16 protein-coding genes are annotated in these 18,543 nt (G+C 67.2%); 5 read left to right on the top strand and 11 right to left on the bottom strand.

Annotation, left to right across the window (positions count from 1 at the left end; translation table 11 throughout):
- Positions 1–4: 4 nt before the first annotated feature.
- Entirely contained in the window at positions 5–967 is a 963-nt protein-coding gene (lipA, locus tag Q0053_RS12115; RefSeq protein WP_298100500.1) for a lipoyl synthase, read from the bottom strand.
- Between the two features lie 168 nt (positions 968–1,135).
- Here lipA and Q0053_RS12120 point away from each other — a divergent pair, with 168 nt between their 5' ends.
- Complete coding sequence (locus Q0053_RS12120; protein ID WP_298100502.1) at positions 1,136–2,695, top strand: AMP-binding protein; 1,560 nt, start codon at positions 1,136–1,138, stop codon at positions 2,693–2,695.
- A gap of 33 nt (positions 2,696–2,728) precedes the next feature.
- On the opposite strand, the gene Q0053_RS12125 is transcribed toward Q0053_RS12120, so the two are convergent.
- Both Q0053_RS12125 and Q0053_RS12130 read right to left on the bottom strand, forming a co-directional pair.
- Positions 2,729–3,253 (bottom strand): hypothetical protein, encoded by a 525-nt coding sequence (locus tag Q0053_RS12125; protein ID WP_298100504.1) that lies wholly within the window; start codon positions 3,251–3,253, stop codon positions 2,729–2,731.
- Positions 3,250–4,146 carry a M15 family metallopeptidase gene (locus Q0053_RS12130; RefSeq protein WP_298100506.1) on the bottom strand — a complete coding sequence of 299 codons (897 nt, stop codon included), beginning with the start codon at positions 4,144–4,146 and terminating at the stop codon, positions 3,250–3,252. Before Q0053_RS12130 ends, Q0053_RS12125 begins: the two co-directional genes overlap by 4 nt.
- Positions 4,147–4,269: 123 nt before the next feature.
- Between Q0053_RS12130 and Q0053_RS12135 the strand changes: the two genes are divergently transcribed.
- The 3 genes from Q0053_RS12135 (at position 4,270) to Q0053_RS12145 (ending at position 6,942) form a co-directional block, all read left to right on the top strand.
- Positions 4,270–5,658: an MFS transporter gene (locus tag Q0053_RS12135; RefSeq protein ID WP_298100508.1), complete on the top strand. Its 1,389-nt coding sequence runs from the start codon at positions 4,270–4,272 to the stop codon at positions 5,656–5,658.
- Positions 5,655–6,446 (top strand): nucleoside triphosphate pyrophosphohydrolase, encoded by a 792-nt coding sequence (mazG, locus tag Q0053_RS12140; protein WP_298100510.1) that lies wholly within the window; start codon positions 5,655–5,657, stop codon positions 6,444–6,446. The genes Q0053_RS12135 and mazG overlap by 4 nt, the downstream gene beginning before the upstream one ends.
- 139 nt (positions 6,447–6,585) lie before the next feature.
- Positions 6,586–6,942 (top strand): endonuclease domain-containing protein, encoded by a 357-nt coding sequence (locus Q0053_RS12145; protein WP_298100512.1) that lies wholly within the window; start codon positions 6,586–6,588, stop codon positions 6,940–6,942.
- A 64-nt stretch (positions 6,943–7,006) separates the two neighbouring features.
- Here the strand turns inward: Q0053_RS12145 and hflX are convergent, their stop codons facing one another.
- The 7 genes from hflX to Q0053_RS12180 form a co-directional block, all read right to left on the bottom strand.
- Positions 7,007–8,320, bottom strand: coding sequence for a GTPase HflX (gene hflX, locus Q0053_RS12150; RefSeq protein WP_298100514.1), 1,314 nt, complete (start codon positions 8,318–8,320; stop codon positions 7,007–7,009).
- 168 nt (positions 8,321–8,488) lie between these two features.
- The gene (gene hfq / locus Q0053_RS12155; RefSeq protein ID WP_168048505.1) at positions 8,489–8,734 is read right to left on the bottom strand and encodes an RNA chaperone Hfq; all 246 of its coding nucleotides are present in this window, start codon (positions 8,732–8,734) and stop codon (positions 8,489–8,491) included.
- Positions 8,735–8,842: 108 nt separating this feature from the next.
- Positions 8,843–9,706 carry a D-amino-acid transaminase gene (locus Q0053_RS12160; RefSeq protein ID WP_298100517.1) on the bottom strand — a complete coding sequence of 288 codons (864 nt, stop codon included), beginning with the start codon at positions 9,704–9,706 and terminating at the stop codon, positions 8,843–8,845.
- Positions 9,703–11,118, bottom strand: coding sequence for a sigma-54 dependent transcriptional regulator (locus Q0053_RS12165; protein WP_298100520.1), 1,416 nt, complete (start codon positions 11,116–11,118; stop codon positions 9,703–9,705). Before Q0053_RS12165 ends, Q0053_RS12160 begins: the two co-directional genes overlap by 4 nt.
- 9 nt (positions 11,119–11,127) lie before the next feature.
- The gene (locus tag Q0053_RS12170; protein ID WP_298100522.1) at positions 11,128–13,431 is read right to left on the bottom strand and encodes a PAS domain-containing sensor histidine kinase; all 2,304 of its coding nucleotides are present in this window, start codon (positions 13,429–13,431) and stop codon (positions 11,128–11,130) included.
- Positions 13,432–13,493: 62 nt separating this feature from the next.
- Positions 13,494–14,480, bottom strand: a complete 987-nt coding sequence (gene dusB / locus Q0053_RS12175) for a tRNA dihydrouridine synthase DusB (protein WP_298100524.1) — start codon at positions 14,478–14,480, stop codon at positions 13,494–13,496.
- A gap of 43 nt (positions 14,481–14,523) precedes the next feature.
- The gene (locus Q0053_RS12180; protein WP_298100526.1) at positions 14,524–14,949 is read right to left on the bottom strand and encodes an MAPEG family protein; all 426 of its coding nucleotides are present in this window, start codon (positions 14,947–14,949) and stop codon (positions 14,524–14,526) included.
- A 111-nt stretch (positions 14,950–15,060) separates the two neighbouring features.
- On the opposite strand from Q0053_RS12180, the gene Q0053_RS12185 reads away from it, so the two are divergent.
- On the top strand, positions 15,061–16,200 hold the full coding sequence (locus tag Q0053_RS12185; RefSeq protein ID WP_298100528.1) for a bifunctional 2-C-methyl-D-erythritol 4-phosphate cytidylyltransferase/2-C-methyl-D-erythritol 2,4-cyclodiphosphate synthase: 1,140 nt from the start codon (positions 15,061–15,063) through the stop codon (positions 16,198–16,200).
- Here Q0053_RS12185 and Q0053_RS12190 read toward each other — a convergent pair.
- Positions 16,187–18,502 (bottom strand): fused MFS/spermidine synthase, encoded by a 2,316-nt coding sequence (locus Q0053_RS12190; RefSeq protein ID WP_298100530.1) that lies wholly within the window; start codon positions 18,500–18,502, stop codon positions 16,187–16,189. The two genes, Q0053_RS12185 and Q0053_RS12190, sit on opposite strands and share 14 nt — an antisense overlap.
- Positions 18,503–18,543: the final 41 nt, after the last annotated feature.

Here is an 18,543-nt window from a genome sequence, read left to right on the forward strand (position 1 = left end):
CGGCTCAGCGTCCCGTCTGCGCCAGTCGGGCCGCCCTCAGCCGGGCGAAGTCGTCGCCGGCGTGGTGGGAGCTGCGGGTCAGGGGGGAGGACGACACCATGAGGAAGCCCTTGGCGCGGGCGATGGCCTCATAGGCCTTGAACTCGTCCGGGGTGACGAACCGGTCGATGGCGGCGTGTTTGCGGGTCGGCTGCAGGTACTGGCCGATGGTGATGAAGTCGACGCCGGCCGAGCGCATGTCATCCATCACCTGCATGACCTCTTCGCGGGTCTCGCCCAGTCCGACCATGATGCCGGACTTGGTGAACTGGTTGGGGTCGCGCTCCTTGACCATCTGCAGCAGGCGCAGGCTGTGGAAATAGCGGGCTCCGGGCCGGATCTTGAGATACAGCCGCGGCACGGTCTCGAGGTTGTGATTGAACACGTCGGGCGTGGCGTCGATCATCACCTCGGCCGCTCCGTCCTTGCGCAGGAAGTCGGGCGTCAGGATCTCGATCGTGGTGTCCGGGGCCTGCAGGCGAATTTGCCGCACCACCTCGGCGAAATGGGCGGCACCGCCGTCGGAGACGTCGTCCCGGTCCACGCTGGTGATGACGACGTGGTTCAGGCCCAGTTGCGCCACGGCCAGGCCGACCTTGGCCGGCTCTTCCGGATCCAGCGGCTGGGGCAGGCCCGTCTTGACGTTGCAGAAGGCGCAGGCCCGCGTGCAGGTGTCGCCCATGATCATCAGGGTGGCGTGCTTCTGGCTCCAGCACTCGCCGATATTCGGGCAGGCCGCCTCCTCGCAGACGGTGACGAGGCCCTTGTCCTTCACGATGGCTTTTGTCGCATTGTACTGACCCGAGCCTGGTGCCTTGACGCGCAGCCAGTCGGGCTTTTTCAGCACCGCCGTCTCGGGGCGGTTCTGTTTTTCAGGGTGACGCAGTTCAGCCGGCGTCTTCGTCAGGGTGTCGATCAGCGTGACCAAGGCGTCGCGGGCTCCGGGCTGTGCGATGCCGCTATGTCGGCCTTCCGCGGGGCTAAGGCAAGGCGGGCCGGTTCTCACGCCCGGTAACGCACCTTTTCAACGCGTCGCGGTGCCCCTAGTCTGGTGGGAGCAGAACAAGGATGCGGAACAACCGCATCCGCACGGAGGATGGACTTGCGCGTACCCCTGGACCCCCGTCACGTCGAGGAAACGGTCTTTGACGCCCTCATCTCCGCCCGGGAGAAATTTGGCGACAAGGAGATTCTCGAGGACATCGACCGGAATCCCCTGACCTACACCGGACTCATCCGGGCCGCTTTCGTACTGGGCCGCAAGATCGCGGAAATGACCCAGCCGGGCGAGCGGGTCGGCATCCTCCTGCCGTCCAGTTCCGGCGTGGTGGTGACCTATTTCGGGCTTCATGCCCACGGCCGTGTGCCGGTGATGCTCAACTTCACCTCGGGCGTCAGCAACATCAAGGCGGCCATCAAGGCGGCCGGGCTGAAAAAGATCCTGTCGGCCAAGCGATTCATCAACCAGGCCAAGCTCGAGGACCTCATGGAGGAACTGGGCAAGGTGGCGGAGATCGTCTGGCTGGATGACGTCCGCAAAACCATCGGCCTGCAGGACAAGCTGTATGGACTGATGGCCGGCATGATGCCGAGGAAGTTCCGGGTGAAGACCGATCCGCACTCTACCGGGGTGATCCTGTTCACCTCAGGCAGTTTCGGTACGCCCAAGGGCGTGGTGCTGAGCCAGTGGAACCTGGTCGCCAACGTCCGGCAGGGGTCCCAGTTCATCGAGCTGAAGCCGGAATGGGTGATGTTCAACCCCCTGCCGACCTTCCATTGCTTCGGCCTGACCGGCGGCATCCTGCTGCCGCTGCTGAACGGCATGAAGGCCTTCCAGTATCCGTCGCCCCTGCATGCCAAACAGATCGTGGAACTGCTGCCCGAGGTGAAGGCCTCGATCCTGTTCGCGACCGATACCTTCCTGAACCAGTACGCCCGCGTTGCGTCGCCGGACGATTTCGACACGCTCGAATTCGTGGTGGCGGGAGCGGAACGGGTCCGGCCCGAAACCCACCATCTGTTCAACACCCGCTTCCATGGCCTCAAACTGCTCGAAGGCTATGGCGCGACCGAGGCTGCGCCGATCGTGGCCATCAACCACCCCGACCGCAATCGGCCGGGCACGGTCGGCCAGATGATCCCCGGCATGGAGTGGCGGCTTGATCCGGTCGAGGGCATCCCGGAAGGCGGGCGGCTCTTCCTGCGCGGGCCGAACGTGATGCAGGGATATCTGTCGCCGGATGATCCCGAGGTTGTCGAACCCCTGGCCGGCGGCTGGCACGACACGGGCGACATCGTCGACATCGACAAGGACGGCTATGTCTCGATCCTCGGCCGCATGAAGCGGTTCGCCAAGATCGGCGGCGAGATGGTCTCACTGACCGCCGTGGAAGGCCTTGCGAGCGCGGTCTGGCCAGAAGCGCGGCATGCCGTGGTCTCCATCCCCGACCCCCGCAAGGGCGAGAAGCTGGTGCTGGTCACGGACCGGCGCGATGCAGACGTCGGCCGCCTGGCCGAGTGGGCCCGCAACCATGGGGCACCCGAACTGGCCGTGCCCAAGAAGATCGTGCACGTCGCCGAGGTCCCTGTGCTGGGCACGGGAAAGACCGATTATGTGCGGATCCAGAAGATGGCGGAGCTCGACAAGGCCGCCTGACCCGGCACCCTCCCGGGGGAAACAGCGGTCGTTTCAGCGCGGCGAGGGTCCCGCGCGCGGCACGGCTGCGTGGTCGTCGTCCATCTGCAGTCCCCGACCTGTCCGCGGACCGATCGGACAGACCCGGTCATAGAAGGCCGCATCCGCCGGCACCGTCTCGCCATGCGACAGGCGGAACCGGTGCTCGACGACCATGGCCTGCTGCTCGATGTTCAACCGATGCCAGTCGCAGGCGTTGCCGACCGGATAGCAATAGGAATCCGGGCGATCGCCCGCCCGGATCTTGCCGACCAGCAGATTGATCCCCTGCCGGGCCTGCCAGACGTGGGTCAGTTCGTGAACCAGCAGGGCCTGCAGGTGCAGGGGGGCCTCTGCGAGGTCGGATGGCAGGCTATGCTTCGGCCAGACGATCCAGTCACGCCCGAACCAGCGACCCGGCACGAAGGCGCGGGTGAAGGGCCAGGGCGCGGGCAGGAAGCGGATGGAGGAGAGCGCAAGGGAGTCCCCGAAGACCTCCGCGGCCAGGCTCCGCTCGGCGTCGGTCAGTCGCCGGATCACGTCGGCGGCGGCGGGCCGGTATAGCCGCCGGCCGGGCTCACCCACTCCCAGTGCCAGGGCTCGAACGCATAGGGGACGAAGCCGAACCGCCCGGCGTTTCTGACCAGCCAGCGATAGGTCGCGCCCCGGCTCATATGCAGGCGGCTGGCCGGTGACGTGTTGTCGACCCCAAGGCCGGCAGCCTGGCCGACATAAAGATCAACCGCCGTCCCGGTCCGGTGGGGCGAACAGACCGCACGCCGCAGACCGTCGCAATTGCCGGCGGCCGCACACCGCGCGGCATCGGCCTCGGGGTCCCGGAAGCCGGAAAAAATCTGCAGCAGTTCCGGATCATTGGCGATCTCGGGGACCTCCGCGCGGGCCGCAGCGACCATTCTGCGATAGGCCTCCAGGACGTCGCGGCGCAGGAGCCGGGTCAGCCGGTCGGCATGCTCCTCGGACTCGACCAGATAGCCCAGCTGGTAAAGCGGCGGCGGCTCCGGACAGGGTTCTTCGCGAACCCGCGCCATGATGAAGGGGCGCCGCTCCTGCCAGAGGCCGCGGAAGGTCTGGAAGGTGGCCTGGTCGAAGATTCCGCTCGAGGGCAGCTGATGGGCGGTCTGGAATTCGGCAAGGAGGCGGGCGAAGGTCGGCGAACTGGCAGAACACACCGTGCCCAGCTCCTGCTGGATCAGCGGGACATAGGTCTCCCAGCCCCATTCGGCCGAGCCGAACGGAGCCCATTCCAGCGAATGCAGCGAGATGCCGTTGGCGAGGGCGGGGCCGCCCCAGTCCTCGATCTGGCTGTTGCACGGTTCGGCCTGCGCCTTCGCCGGACCGGCGACGAGGATGTTCGCAAGGGCGATGACCAGCAGCAGGAACAGACGCATCGGCATGGCGGAAACTGACCCCACCTCTGTGTCCGCCGCAAGGCCCTTTCCGAGGGGCCGGAACGCGGGGTGACGGCTCGCGTCAGGCGCGCAAAGACGGCATGGTGATGCGACGGCCGACTCAGGGCCGAACCGCCGGACTCGATCATGACCGACGCCGCCCCGACTGCTCCCGCCGCCGCCGTTCCGGCACGCCGATCCAACGCCATCCTTGCCGCCTTCTCGGGCCCCTGCCTGCCACTGGCAGCCTTCGGCGTCGCCCTGCCGGTGACCCTGCCGGAGTTCTACGCCACCTATGTCGGTCTGGAGCTCGGCGTGGTCGCCGCCGTCTTCATGATCGTGCGGCTGATCGACATCGCCTTCGACCCCTTCATCGGCTGGGGCATGGACAAGACCCGGACCCGGTGGGGGCGTTATCGGCCCTGGATGGCGATCTCGACGCCGATCCTGATGCTGTCGGCCCTGATGATGTTCGTGCTGGTCCAGCCGGGCGCCGGCGCGGCCTATCTCTTCGGCTGGTTGCTGGTCCTCTATCTCGGCTTCTCCATAGGGACCCTGGGCCAGCTGGGCTGGGCCTCGGTTCTGGCTCCGCAATACGACCAGCGCAGCCGCGTCTATGGCTGGTGGCAGGTGTTCAACATCATCGGGGTGATCCTGATCCTGATCCTGCCGACCGTGGTGGTGAAGACCGGCCTCGGCGACTATGCCGCCGGCGTGCGCATCATGGGCTGGGCCATCATGATCGCCCTGCCGGTCACCATCGGCCTGGCCATGTTCGTGGTGCCCGAGCCCGTCAATGCCGGGGCCACACCGCACGGCGGGCCGAAGGCCTACCTCGGCCTTTTCGGCAAGAAGACCGTGCGCAAGCTGCTGTTCGCCGACCTGCTGCTGGGCGTGGCCCCGGGGATTACCGGCTCGCTGCTGTTCTTCTTCTTCGGGCAGATCAAGGGCTACGACCACACCGAGGCCTCGCTGTTCATGCTGTTCTATTTCGTCGCCGGACTGGTCGGGGCACCCTTCTGGGCCTGGCTGGCGACGAAGATCGGCAAGGACAGGGCGCTGGCAACGGCCAGTCTTGTTTTCGCGGTCTTCTACATCGGCGCGACCCTGGTCCCGGGCGGGAATTTCGCCCTGACCGCGACGGCCATGTTCATCGCGGGCCTGCCCTATGCCGCCGGCCTGTTCCTGCTGCGGGCCATGATGGCCGATGCGGGCGACGAGATCCGGCTGGAGACGGGCGTGGACCGGACCGGCCTGATGTTCTCCATCCTCTCGGCCACGACCAAGATCGGCCATGTCGTGGCCCTGATCCCCTATCTGATCCTCCAGGCCGTCGGCTTCCGTGCGATTCCGGGGGTTGAGGGCAACAGCGAGATGTCGCTGCTGACGCTGCAGATCCTCTTCATCCTCGTCCCCGGCCTGCTGCTGGCGGCGGCGGCCCTGGTGCTGAGGGGCTATCCGCTGACGCCGGCGCGGCACGATGAAATCCGCAAGGCGCTGGAAGAGCGCGACGGCACGGCGACGGCCTCTGCATGACGCCCATCGACCGCCTGATCGGGATCATGGCCCGGCTGCGCGACCCGGTGGGCGGCTGTCCGTGGGATGTGGAGCAGACCTTCGCCACCATTGCCCCCTATACGATCGAGGAGGCCTATGAGGTCGCCGACGCGATCCAACGCGGCGACATGGACGAGCTGAAGTCCGAACTGGGCGACCTGCTGTTCCAGACCGTCTTCCACGCCCGCATGGCCGAGGAACAGGGACTGTTCGTCTTCGACGATGTCGCCAATGCCATCGCCGACAAGCTGGAGCGGCGGCATCCGCATGTCTTCGGAGACGAGACGGCGAAGCCGGACGGCGCGGCCCAGAAGGCGCGCTGGGAGGACATCAAGGCCGCTGAACGGGTGGCGAAAGCCCAGCATGGGGTGCTCGACGACGTCCCCGTCGGCCTGCCCGCCCTGGCCCGCGCCGCCAAACTGACCAAACGCGCCGCCCGCGTCGGCTTCGACTGGCCCTCCACCGACGAGGTCTTCGACAAGCTGCACGAGGAGGTCGCCGAACTCCGCGTCGAGATCGCGGCCGGGGACCTGGACAAGGCCCGCGATGAGGTCGGCGACCTGCTGTTCGTGGTCGCCAATCTGGCGCGGAAGCTGGGGGTGGAGCCGGAGGATGCGCTCCGCGGAGCGAACGCGAAATTCGTGCGGCGGTTCGGCTTTATCGAAGCCGAGCTGGCGAAGGACGGGCGGGGGCCAGAGCAGAGCGATCTCGCCGAGATGGACGGGCTGTGGGACGCGGCGAAGGCGGCGGAGCGCGGCGGCGGCTGATACCCACCATCACAAGGTGGGGCGGTGACGAAATAACCGTTTAGATTGTATATCGTAGACACTCATAGAATGCGCACTTACCGTCTCCTCCCTGTGGCGAAGCCATGGGGAGGGGGACCATGCGAAGCATGGTGGAGGGGTGACAGCGCTCCTGACAGTCGAGAGGGCCCGCGAGCTCCGCCGGCGCATGACGCCGCCGGAACTGCGATTATGGGCCTGTCTGCGCGGCAAGCGGCTGGCGGGACTGAAGTTCCGTCGCCAGCATCCGATCGGCCCCTATGTCCTCGACTTCTACTGCGCCTCAGCGAAGCTGGCGATCGAGGTGGATGGACGGGGTCACGAGCGACCGGATCGCATCGCCCATGACCGACGGCGGACAGTATGGCTGCGGGAGCGGAACATCCGGGTTATCCGGCTCGCAGCGGAGAGCGTGAGGACGGAGCTCGACGGGGTCCTCGACTTCATCGCGCGCATCGCCCGGGAGCGGTGCGGCTGATACCCCTCCACCATCCTTCGGATGGTCCCCCTCCCCATTCGCTTCGCGAACGGGGAGGAGACAGTTAGCCGAACTGCCGCTCGAACCGTCCCAGCGCCGCCGGGTGAAGGCGGACCACAACATGGGTGCGGCCCTCCTCGTCCGTCTCGCGCCCCGTGACCCGCCCGTTCTCGTAAAGCCAGGCCAGCGCCTCGCCCTGTGAGGGCAGCAGGGTCAGTTCCGTCTCCGGATCATCGTCGATCAGGCCGGCGATGGTGTCGCGCAGGGGTTCGATCCCCTCCCCGGTCCAGGCCGAGACCGCCACCGCCCGGCCCTCGCGGGACAGGCGTTCGGCGAGGCCGAGCACGCTCTCGCGCGCATCCTCATCCAGCAGGTCGATCTTGTTCCAGACCTCCAGCACCCGACGGGTCTTGCCCTCGAGCGTGGGGATCTGTTTCAGCACCGCCTCGACGTCCTTCGACTGGGCCTCGCTGTCGGGGGACGCGATATCGCGGACATGCAGGATCAGGTCGGCCTCGCCCACCTCCTCCAGCGTGGCGCGGAAGCTCTCGACCAGTTCGTGCGGCAGGTCGGAGATGAAGCCCACGGTGTCGGCGACGATGGCCGGCCGGCCCTGCGGCAGGCGGATGGTGCGCTGGGTGGTATCGAGGGTGGCGAACAGCAGGTCCTTGGCCACCACGTCCGAGCCGGTCAGGCGGTTGAACAGGGTGGACTTGCCGGCGTTGGTGTATCCGACCAGGGCGATGGTCGGGAACGGCACCTTCTGGCGCTGTTTGCGGTGCAGACCGCGGGTGCGCCGCACCTCATCCAGTTCGACCTTCAGCTTGACGATCCGGTCGGCGATCAGACGGCGGTCGAGTTCGATCTGGGTCTCGCCGGGGCCGCCCGTCGAGCCGGTGCCACCGCGTTGGCGTTCCAGGTGGGTCCAGGTGCGGACGAGGCGGGACCTCTCGTAGTCCAGCCGCGCCAGTTCGACCTGCAGACGGCCCTCCTTGGTGCGGGCGCGGCGGCCGAAAATCTCGAGGATCAGGCCGGTGCGATCGATGACCTTGCAGTCCCAGGCCTTTTCCAGATTGCGTTGCTGCACCGGCGACAGGGCGTCATCGATGACCACCGCCTCGGCCTCGGCGGCGCGAACCAGGGCGGCCAGTTCATCGACCTTGCCCGAACCGAACAGGGTGGCGGGTGTCACCTTGCGGATGCGCACGATCTCCTCCCCGCGCACATCAAGGTCGAGCGCCCGCGCCAGTCCGACGGCTTCTTCCAGACGCTCGACCGACTGGCGCGAGCTTTCACTCGCGCCGGCGTCGGAGCGGTCGGGATGGATGACGACCGCCCGGATCAGGGGGACGGCGTGGTCGATCAGATGGGAAGCCAAACAGGTCTCTTTCGTGCGTCATCCTCGGGCTTGACCCGAGGATCAGACGATCCGGTGTGCAGCGTCAGATAGGTGCCCGGAGGCCGCAGGGCCACCCCGGACGCACAGGCACACAACGTCTGGCCCTCGGGTCAAGCCCGAGGGTGACGGCCGAAGGGGCTGGGTCAATCAGTCTTCGTCCGCGTCGGGCTCGTACAGCTGCACGGGCGCGGACGGCATGATGGTCGAGATGGCGTGTTTGTAGACCAGCTGCGACTGCCCATCGCGGCGCAGCAGCACACAGAAATTGTCGAACCAGGTCACGATGCCCTGCAGCTTGACGCCATTCACCAGAAAGATGGTCAGGGGCGTCTTGGTCTTGCGGACGCTGTTGAGGAAGGTGTCCTGAAGGTTTTTGGACTTGTCTTGCGACATGGCAGGTTCAGCCTGTTCTTGCTTGTTCTCCGGCCGGGGGAGCGGCGCGGGGCTGGATCGAATGTCCGGCCCGTCACCTTAGCCACCGGCCGCACACGCCCGCAACGCCTAGATGGCGTCGCGCCTTGCCTGATCCAGATACAGGGTCCGCAAACGCTTCGTGATCGGCCCCGGCTTGCCGTCGCCGATCTTCACCCCGTCGATCGACACGGCCGGCATGACGAAGGCTCCGGCGGCGGTGAAGAAGGCCTCCTTCGCCCGCTTGGCCTCGTCGACGCTGAACGGTCGCTCGTCCAGTTCGACGCCCTCTTCCGCGATCAACGCCATCACGGCGGTCCGGGTGATCCCTTTCAGGATATTGGCCTGGGCATCCCGGGTCCGTAGCTTGCCGTGCTCGTCGACGATCCAGGCATTGGTCGATGAGCCCTCGGTGACCAGTCCCATCTCGTCGACCATCCAGGCCTCATAGGCCCCACGCTCGCGGGCCGCCTGTTTGGCCAGGACATTGGCGAGCAGGCCGACGGTCTTGATGTCACAACGACCCCAGCGGATGTCGGGCACGGTGACGACGGCGACGCCCTTCTTCGCGGTTGCCTCGCTCTTGAAGGCACTGATCGAGCGGGCCGTGACGATGACGCTGGGCGGCGTGCCCTCCGCCGGGAAGGGATGGTCGCGCCGGGCCGTGCCGCGCGTGACCTGCAGATAGACGATCCCGTTGCTGACCCGGTTGCGCCGGATCGTCTCCTTGAGCACCCGGGTCAGGGACTCGCGCGTCATCGGAATGTCGATGCGCAGCTCGTTCAGACTGCGGTGCAGCCGGGTCATGTGGCCGTCGAAATCCGCCATCCGGCCGTCGAAGATCGACCAGACCTCATAGACCCCGTCCGCGAACTGGAAACCGCGGTCCTCGACGTGGATCACAGCCTGGCCGTGCGGCTGGTACTGGCCATTCACATAGGCGACACGGCTCATTCTTCGACTGCCTCTTCGAGATCATCCTCGCCGCCGCGCGACGGCGACACACCCAGCGATTTGAGCTTACGGTGCAGGGCTGACCGCTCCATGCCGATGAAGGCGGCCGTGCGCGAGATATTGCCGCCGAAGCGCATGATCTGCGCCGCCAGATATTCGCGCTCGAACACCTCACGGGCCTCGCGCAACGGCAGGGCAATGATCCGCTCGCCGCCCAGGGTGCCGGTCGAATTGGCGTTGGTCGCCTCGGACGGCAGCATGTCGGCACTGATCGGCTGGTCCGGGTCACCGGTGGCCAGGATCAGCAGGCGCTCGACATTGTTGCGCAGCTGACGGACGTTGCCGGGCCAGGGATGGACCTGCAGCACGGCGATGGCGTCTTCACCGAGCCGTCGCTTGGGAAGACCCTGGGACGCCGACAGGGTGTCGATGAAGTAGTCGATCAGTTCCTGGATATCCTCACGCCGCTCGGACAGGGCGGGCACCCGGATCGGCACCACATTCAGGCGGTGGAACAGGTCCTCGCGGAACCGGCCCTCGGCGATTTCGACCTTGAGGTCCCGCGATGTCGAGGTGACCACCCGGATGTCGACCTGGACGTCCTGTTCGCCACCCACCCGACGGAAGCGTTGCTCGACCAGCACGCGCAGGACCCGGCTCTGGCTCTCGCGCGGCATGTCGCCGACGTCGTCGAGATAGAGGGTGCCGTTGTGGGCCCGCTCGAACACGCCGATCTTGCGCGGCCGGCCGTCGTGGCCCTCCTCGCCGAACAGTTCGATATCCAGCCGTTCGGGGGTCATGCCGGCAGCGGAGATGGCGACGAACTCGCCCCTGGACCGGGCGCTGGCCTCGTGGATCTGGCGCGCCACGAGCTCCTTGCCCGAGCCGGGCGGGCCCGAGATCAGGACACGGCTGTTGGCCGGTGCGACCTTGGCGACGGTGCTGCGCAGGGTCTGGGCTGCAGCGGATCGACCTATGAAGCCCGAAGGGGCAGCCACCTGGGCCCGCAGCCGCCTGTTCTCGCGCTTGAGCGAGGACGCCTCAAGCGCCCTCTGAACCACGACCACCAGACGATCGGATTTGAATGGCTTTTCGATGAAGTCATAGGCTCCGCGCTGCAGGGCTGTGACCGCCGTCTCGATATTGCCGTGGCCCGAGATCATCACCACCGGCAGATCGGGATCCAGTTCCTTGATCACATCCAGCAGTTCCAGCCCGTCCAGACCGCCGCCCTGCATCCAGATATCGAGCAGCGCCAGCGACGGCCGTCGGGCCCGGATCGCCGCCAGGGCCTCATCGGAGTTCGACGCAACCCGCACGGCGTGGCCCTCGTCCTCCAGCAGGCCTGAGACCAGCTCGCGGATGTCGGCCTCGTCGTCGACGACCAGAATGTCGGCGCCCGTGGATCGCATGATGCCTCGCTATTCGGCGGCCGGAACCGTGCGGGACCGGGAGGCTTTCGCCTCCCTGGTCCCGGCGGCGCCGGTCGGCTTCGGTTGGGATTTCAGGGGGAAGATCAGGCAGACGCGCGCGCCTGCCAGGGTCTCGGCATCGGCCAGCTTCAGTTCGCCGCCGTGCTCCTCACAGATGCGTTTGACGATGGCCAGGCCGAGGCCGGTGCCCTTCTCGCGCGTGGTCACATAGGGTTCCGTCAGCCGGTCGCGGTCCTTGGCGGGCAGGCCCAGACCGTCGTCCTCGATGATGAAGACCGCGGACTCGTCCTCGACCAGCAGCCGGGCGGAAATCCCCGGGCGGTCGCTGTCTCCGTCGCGCGGAGCAATGGCGCGCCGGGCGGCCACGGCCTCACCGGCGTTCTTGAGGATATTGGTCAGGGCCTGTCCGACCATGGGCCGGTCTGCGTGCAGGACAAGGCTGGGCAAGGGCTCGATCAGTTCGACACCGACCCCGGCCGCCGCGACCCGCTGGGCAAAGACAGCTTCACGCAGCAACTCGGCCGGATCGCAGGCGGTGAAGCGCGGTGCCGGCATCCGGGCAAAGGACGAGAACTCATCGACCATCCGGCCGATGTCACCGACCTGACGGATGATGGTCTCGGTACAGCGGTCAAACACCTCGACATCGTCGCCGACCTGACTGCGATAGCGCCGCCGCAGTCGCTCCGCCGACAGCTGGATGGGGGTCAGGGGGTTCTTGATCTCGTGGGCGATACGCCGGGCCACGTCACGCCAGGCGGCATTGCGCTGGGCCGTGACCAGCCGGGTGATGTCGTCGAAGGTCAGCACCATCTCGCCGCCGACACCGCCCTCGATCCGCACGCGCAGGCGCCGGGTCTCGCCTTCGAGGCTGACGTCGATCTCTTCCTCGATATGGGCCTCGGCGCGGGCGGCCAACTGGCTGAGTTCCGGCGACACCTCACCCAGAGGACGGCCGATGATCGCCGGGTCGCGGATGGCCAGAAGCTCGACCGCGCTGTCGTTGATGGCCGAGACACGACGCTGACGATCAAGGCCGATCACGCCTGCAGACACGCCGGAGAGCACGGTCTCGATGAACCGGCTACGGCCCGTGGCCTCCTCGCTGGCGGCCCTCAACGCAGCCTGCTGGGCCTCCAGGTCGCCGGTCATGCGGTTGAAGGCGGCCGACAGGGTCTTGATCTCGCCGGGCCCGTCGTCGCCGTTTACACGGGCGGTCAGGTCGCCGCCGGCAACCTTGTCCGCCGCCTCGACCAGACGGCCGATGGGCGCGGAGATGGCGCTGGCCGCCGACATCCCCAGCCACACGGCCCCGACGAGTACCAGCAGGGCGGTCTCGAAATAGCCGAGGGCAAAGGCGGTCTGGATACGGGCCCGGCTCTGTTTTGCGTCGCGGAAGGCGACGATGGACTCCCGGCCATTGCGCATCTGGGCCATCAATCCGGGCTGCATCGGCCGGACCAGATACAGATAGGCCTCGCCGTAGCCGGTCAGCGGATAAAGGGTCCGGATGGCATCCGGATTTTCGGTCACTGCAATGGGGGCCGTCTCCCCACGCGCGGCCGTTTCGAGGTCCTGAAGCGACGGCGCGAAATAAGGGGGCGCGCCCGGCAACTCACCGCGCGCCAGCACCTGCCCCTGCCCATCGACAATGTAGAGCGCCGGATAGCCGAACAGGTCCGCGACCTGGGTCAGGAGTTCCGAGAACTGGATCGGATATTCAAATCGGGCAATGGCCTCCGGCGCCGCCAGTTCGTCGGTTATGGTCTCCAGATCGGATTCGACCTGCAGGCTGACATCCCGGACATAGGCCTGGCCGATGAGGGCCCCGTTCTGGACCGCCGAGGTGACATTGTCGCTGAACCACTGGTCCACGCCACGATTGACCAGCAGGCCGAAGACCAGGGCGATCAGCACCGCCGGGATCAGGGCCACCATCGAGAACAGGGTCACAAAGCGCAGATGCAAACGCGCCCCCGCGTCAGTCCGGCGGCGGAACAGCATCAGGGCCCTTCGACCGACGACGGCGGCCAGACACCCGATCAGCAGCAGATTGACGCCGAGGATGACCAGAACAGCCTGGCTTGCGGCCGCCCGGGCTCCGGGCCCGTTGGCATCCGGCGACACAGCCACCAGCCAGATGGCGGCGGCGGTGACGAGGAAGGCGACGGCATAGGCAATCAGGAAGGCATTGCGACGACGATCCTCGGACCAGCCGGCAAACCAGCGAACCGCGCCGCGTCGATCAGCGGGCGGAGCGGGATCGACATCGGCGGCAGGTGTATCCGTCATGCCACGGCAGCTTCAACCAACTGTGGCGAAATATCAACACCCTGGTTGCTGGAATGCGTCACTTAGGCCCAGAGCGCCTCAAGGGCAGACTCAACCGCCGCAGCGGTTTCCAGCCGGCACAGGCGGGCCTTCGCCGCGCGCCGCTCCACCGGATCCTCCGGCCAGGGGGCCTGTTCGACATACCAGCCGAGGTGTTTGCGAAACATCTTCAGCCCCAGGGGCAGGTCATAGAAGGCGACAGAGGCGCGCAGGTGTTCAATGACGATGGCCAGCCGCTCCTGGCGATCCGGCTCCAGCAGCACCGTCCCGTCGGCCAGGGCACGCTCCAGATGCGCCGCCAGCCAGGGACGACCATAGACGCCCCGGCCCAGCATCAGGGCGTCGGCCCCCGACTGGCGAAGGGCCTCGCGCGCATCATCCGCGGTCAGGATGTCTCCGTTGACGATGACCGGAATGCCCACCGCCGCCTTGACCTCGCCGACCGCCGTCCAGTCGGCAACGCCGGTATAGAACTGCTGCCGCGTCCGCCCGTGGACCGTCACGGCCCGGATGCCGATCTCCTCGGCCCGCTTCGCCAGCAGCGGCGCATTGCGGTGGGCATCGTCCCAGCCCAGCCGCATCTTGACCGTCACTGGCCGACTGGTGGCCTCGACCGCGGCCTGCATCAGCCGGGCGGCCAGCTCGGGGGTGCGCATCAGGGCCGATCCGCAGGCCGAGCCGGTGACCTCCTTGGCCGGACAGCCGAAATTCAGATCCACGATGTCGGCACCAGCCTTTTCGGCCATGCGCGCGCCCTCGGCCATGGCCGCCGGGTCCCTGCCGACCAGCTGGATCACGGTCAGGGGCAGGCCCTCACCCACAGCGGCGCGGCGCACGACATCGGGCCGGGCCCGGGCCAGCTCGGCGGCGGCCACCATCTCGGTCGCCACATAGGCCGCGCCCAGCCGTGAGGCGAGCCGCCGGAACGGCAGGTCCGTGATCCCGGTCATGGGGGCGGTCAGCACCCGGCCGGGTACCCAGACGTCGCCGATCTGCAGGCCGTTTTGCATGGCGGGCAGATAGGGCCTTTGGCGGCCCGGGTCCAACCCGGACTCAGACCTGGAAGACAGCCATCGCAGCGCGCACTGCGAGAAGGACGAGGACGCTGCTCGCCACCATGAAGACGGCGAACCGCAAAATGATCACATTGATCAATGCCTGGATCAGGCTGTGCACAAGGCGCAACCCAACATAGGCCCAGGCCAGCGCGAGGTTCAGCCCGTCGCCCTGCCCGACCAGCGCCAGGGTCAGCGCCGTCGCGTAGAACAGCGTCGGCTGCTCCATCAGATGGTTGTAGTTGTCCGCCTTCCACCGCACACGAGGGGGCAGCCCGCCCATCATGATGTCCCTCGGCAAATCGGGGTCCAGCTTCGTTCCGGCCTGAACCATCGCAGGCAGGCGGGTGGCGTACAGCCAACCCCACATGACCATCGACCAGAGCACCAGGACAATGACGGGTTGCAGGATTGCAGAGTGCATCGGAGCTCCTCCCGTCAACAGGCTGGCCGAGGCCTTGTCCGTTGTCAAACAGGATGCACCCGATGCCATGGGGCCTCGTCAGCACAGCACAGGGCCGGTAGAAGCGGCCCCATGAGCTTCTCCGCCATCATCGTCGCCGCCGGAACAGGAAGCCGTGCCGGCGAAGCCAAGCAATGGCGCAGGCTGGGCGGCAAGCCGGTCATACGCTGGTCCGTCGAGGCGATGCTCAGGGCCGGCGCGTCGGATGTGGTCGTCGTCGTGGCGGCCGGGTCCGAGACGGCGGCGGCCGCCGCCCTCACCGATCTCTCCGGCTGGCGACTGGCGACCGGCGGTTCTTCGCGGGCCGCTTCGGTCCGCAATGGGCTTCGGACGCTCGGTGGTCCGGGCGTCCGGCCCGTCCTGATCCATGACGCCGCCCGCCCCTTCCTTGACGGCCCCGTGATTCATCGCCTGATCGCAGCCCTCGATTCCGCCGATGGAGCCCTGCCGGCCCTGCCGGTCGCCGACAGTCTGCGCCGGGCCACCGACGGTCATGTGGCGGGCTCGGTGGATCGGGCAGACCTGTGGCGGGCCCAGACCCCGCAGGCCTTCCGCTATCAGGTCATCGTCGATGCCTATGCGGCCTGGCCGGAAGACGAGACGGCCACGGACGAGGCGGCCGTGGTCGAGCGCGCGGGCGGCAGGGTCCTGATCGTCCCGGGCGACACACGACTGATGAAACTGACCTGGCCTGAGGATTTCGCCATGGCTGAAGCGCTCATTCCCCGTCAGACACGCGTCGGCCAGGGCTTTGACGCCCATCGCTGGGGGCCCGGTTCCTCGGTCTGGCTGTGCGGCGTGGAAATCCCGCATGACCAGACCCTGATCGGCCATTCCGATGCCGACGCCGGGCTGCACGCCCTCACCGACGCCATTCTCGGAGCCATGGGTGACGGCGACATCGGCGACCATTTCCCACCCACCGATCCGCAGTGGAAGGGGGCCTCGTCCGACCGCTTCCTGATCCATGCGGTCGAGCGGCTGACCGCGCGCGGCGGTCGGCTGGTCAATGTCGATGTCACTCTGATCTGCGAGCGGCCGAAGGTGAAGCCACATCGTCAGGCCATGCGCGAACGGCTGGCTGAATTGCTGTCCCTTCCGCTCGATGCCGTCAGCGTCAAGGCCACCACGACCGAGGCCATGGGCTTCACCGGCCGCGGCGAGGGTCTGGCCGCCCAGGCCCTTGCGACGATCGAGCTTACTGGCGCCTGAGCGCCTGCAGTTCCGGCGTGTCGAACATGCTGCGCTGGAGCGATCCGAACAGATTGACATAGTCGTCCGTCCACGGTCGCACCGCGGTCTGCGCCGGGGTGTTCCAGCGGCTGTCGGCCCTGAAATCCGCAAGCCCCTCCGGGGTCGGCGAAAGGATCAGAACTTCCGTCGATGCCTCGGCCATCTCGGGCGTGTTGTCGCTCTCATAGTAGAGCTGGTGCAGGCTCGACTTGCCCAGCGCCTGTGCGGCGGCGACGGCCGGCAGTGTAATGTCGAGATTGCGGTTCGACAGGTGCAGCAACACGACCCCATCAGGCTTGAGCAAGCCCAGATAACCCTCGATGGCCTCCACCGTCAGCAGATGGGTCGGCACCGCGTCCGATGAGAAGGCATCGATGATCAGCAGGTCATAGGACCCCGGCACCTCGTTCCCCAGCGTCAGCCGCGCATCACCGAGCACGGTGTTGATCGGGCCGGACGCACAGTCGGAGATAAAGCTGAACCACTGCGGATCGCGCGACAGCCGGTCCACCATGGGATCGATCTCGAAGAAGGTCATGGTGTCTTCGGTGCGTTTGTAGGACGCCATTGCGCCCGAGCCCTGGCCGACGACACCGATCCGCGCCGGACCGCGGTTCCCGATCATGGTCGCGGCCTGCCCGATCGGCGTCGCTGCCGCATAGTATAGGGTCGGGACGCAGGCGAACCGGCTGTCACGGGCCTGGGCACCGTGCAGGGTCGTGCCGTGCATCAGCACATGGACGTCGCCCCCCAGTCGGGGGTCCGGTGCATTGGCCACCCGCATCACGCCGAAGAAGCTGCGCTCGGAATAGCTCCAGTCATAGCCGCGCGCGATCCACTGCGCCGACAGGGTGATCATCACGAGGATGGCGGTAAAGGCCAGCGCCCGGTCGCGGAGCAGGAAGGCGCAGATTGCCGCCGGCATCAGCAGGACCATGGTCAGCTGGTCCATGCCGAGCGGAAAATTGGCGTGGAACCAGGCGCGCGCACCGTCATTGGCGTCGAGCCCGATCGCCACCAGCACCGGCGAGGCCGCAACCGCCACGGCGGCGATCAGGGTGCCCAGCGGGGCTCCGCTCAGGTGCCCCCTGCCCCAGGGCCGCGCCAGGCCGACGAGCACCAGCACCAGCGGATACTCCCACACCATGTTGAAGATCACCGGTGCCAGCAGGGCCGTGAACGCTCCGCCGACCACGCCGCCCAGCGACATCAGCAGATAGAATTCCGTCAGCCGGTCCGGCGGTGGCCGTCTGGCGGCCAGCAGCTGGTGGCACATCAGGGCCGCGAAGAAGAAGGCGATCAGGTGCAGGCCGAAAGCCAGCGACCAGTTGGCCGAGCGGAAGGCCACGATCAGGACCACGATCGCGCCCGTCGCCCCCTGGATGATCAGGGTAACATTCAGCGGAATCCAGGGCCGGTTCTGGAAGGCGATGACAAAGGTCAGCAGGTACAATGCCAGCGGCAGAACCCACAGGAATGGTGCCGAGGCGACATCGGTCGACAGGTGGGAGGTGACCCCCAGCATCAGGCTGGACGGCGCGGCCGCCAGGAGGACCAGAATGCCCTTCTCACGCCATGACAGCGGGGCGCTGGCCGCGAGCTGAGCGGGCTCGGACGTCTGGTCCAGCCGCCGACGCCAGACCGTGAAGGCAAGGGCCACGACCAGCAGCACAAAAATGGCATAGCCGCCGCTCCAGCCGAACCAGCCGCGCTGTCCGGACAGGGTCGCCAGCGGCTCGATCAGGATCGGGTAGGACAGCAGGGCCAGGAAGCTGCCGAGGTTGGAGGCGGCATAGAGGACATAGGGGTTCTGGCCGTCGGCATGGCCGACCCGGACCCGGGCGTACCAGGCCTGGAGCAGCGGTGCCGTCGCCGACAGCACCGCGAACGGTGCGCCGACCGAAAGGGTCAGGGTCGCCAACAACCACATGATGGGCGCCGCCGGGTCGGGGTCTCCCAGCAGGCCATTGACGCTGAGCGGCAGGAACAGGGCGGCCGCCACCAGCAGGCCCAGATGGATGCCCACCTGGGTCTTGATCGATCCGACCTTCTGCAGCAGGTGGGCGTAGCCGTAGCCGGCCAGCAGGGCCGTCTGGAAAAAGACCATGGCGGTGTTCCACACCGCCGGCGATCCACCCAGCATGGGCAGGACCAGTTTGGTCACCATCGGCTGGACCACGAACACCAGCGCCGCCGAGGTGAAGATGGCGACCGCAAACAGGATGGGCGTAAGCCGGTCCGGTGCCGCACCGATGCCGGAGACCGCTGTAGTATCGCTCATGCCCGCCCCGTATGCTGTCGCCACCTACGGCGCAGAGCGCC

It is taken from the genome of Brevundimonas sp., from assembly GCF_027487935.1.
Taxonomy (GTDB): Bacteria; Pseudomonadota; Alphaproteobacteria; order Caulobacterales; family Caulobacteraceae; genus Brevundimonas.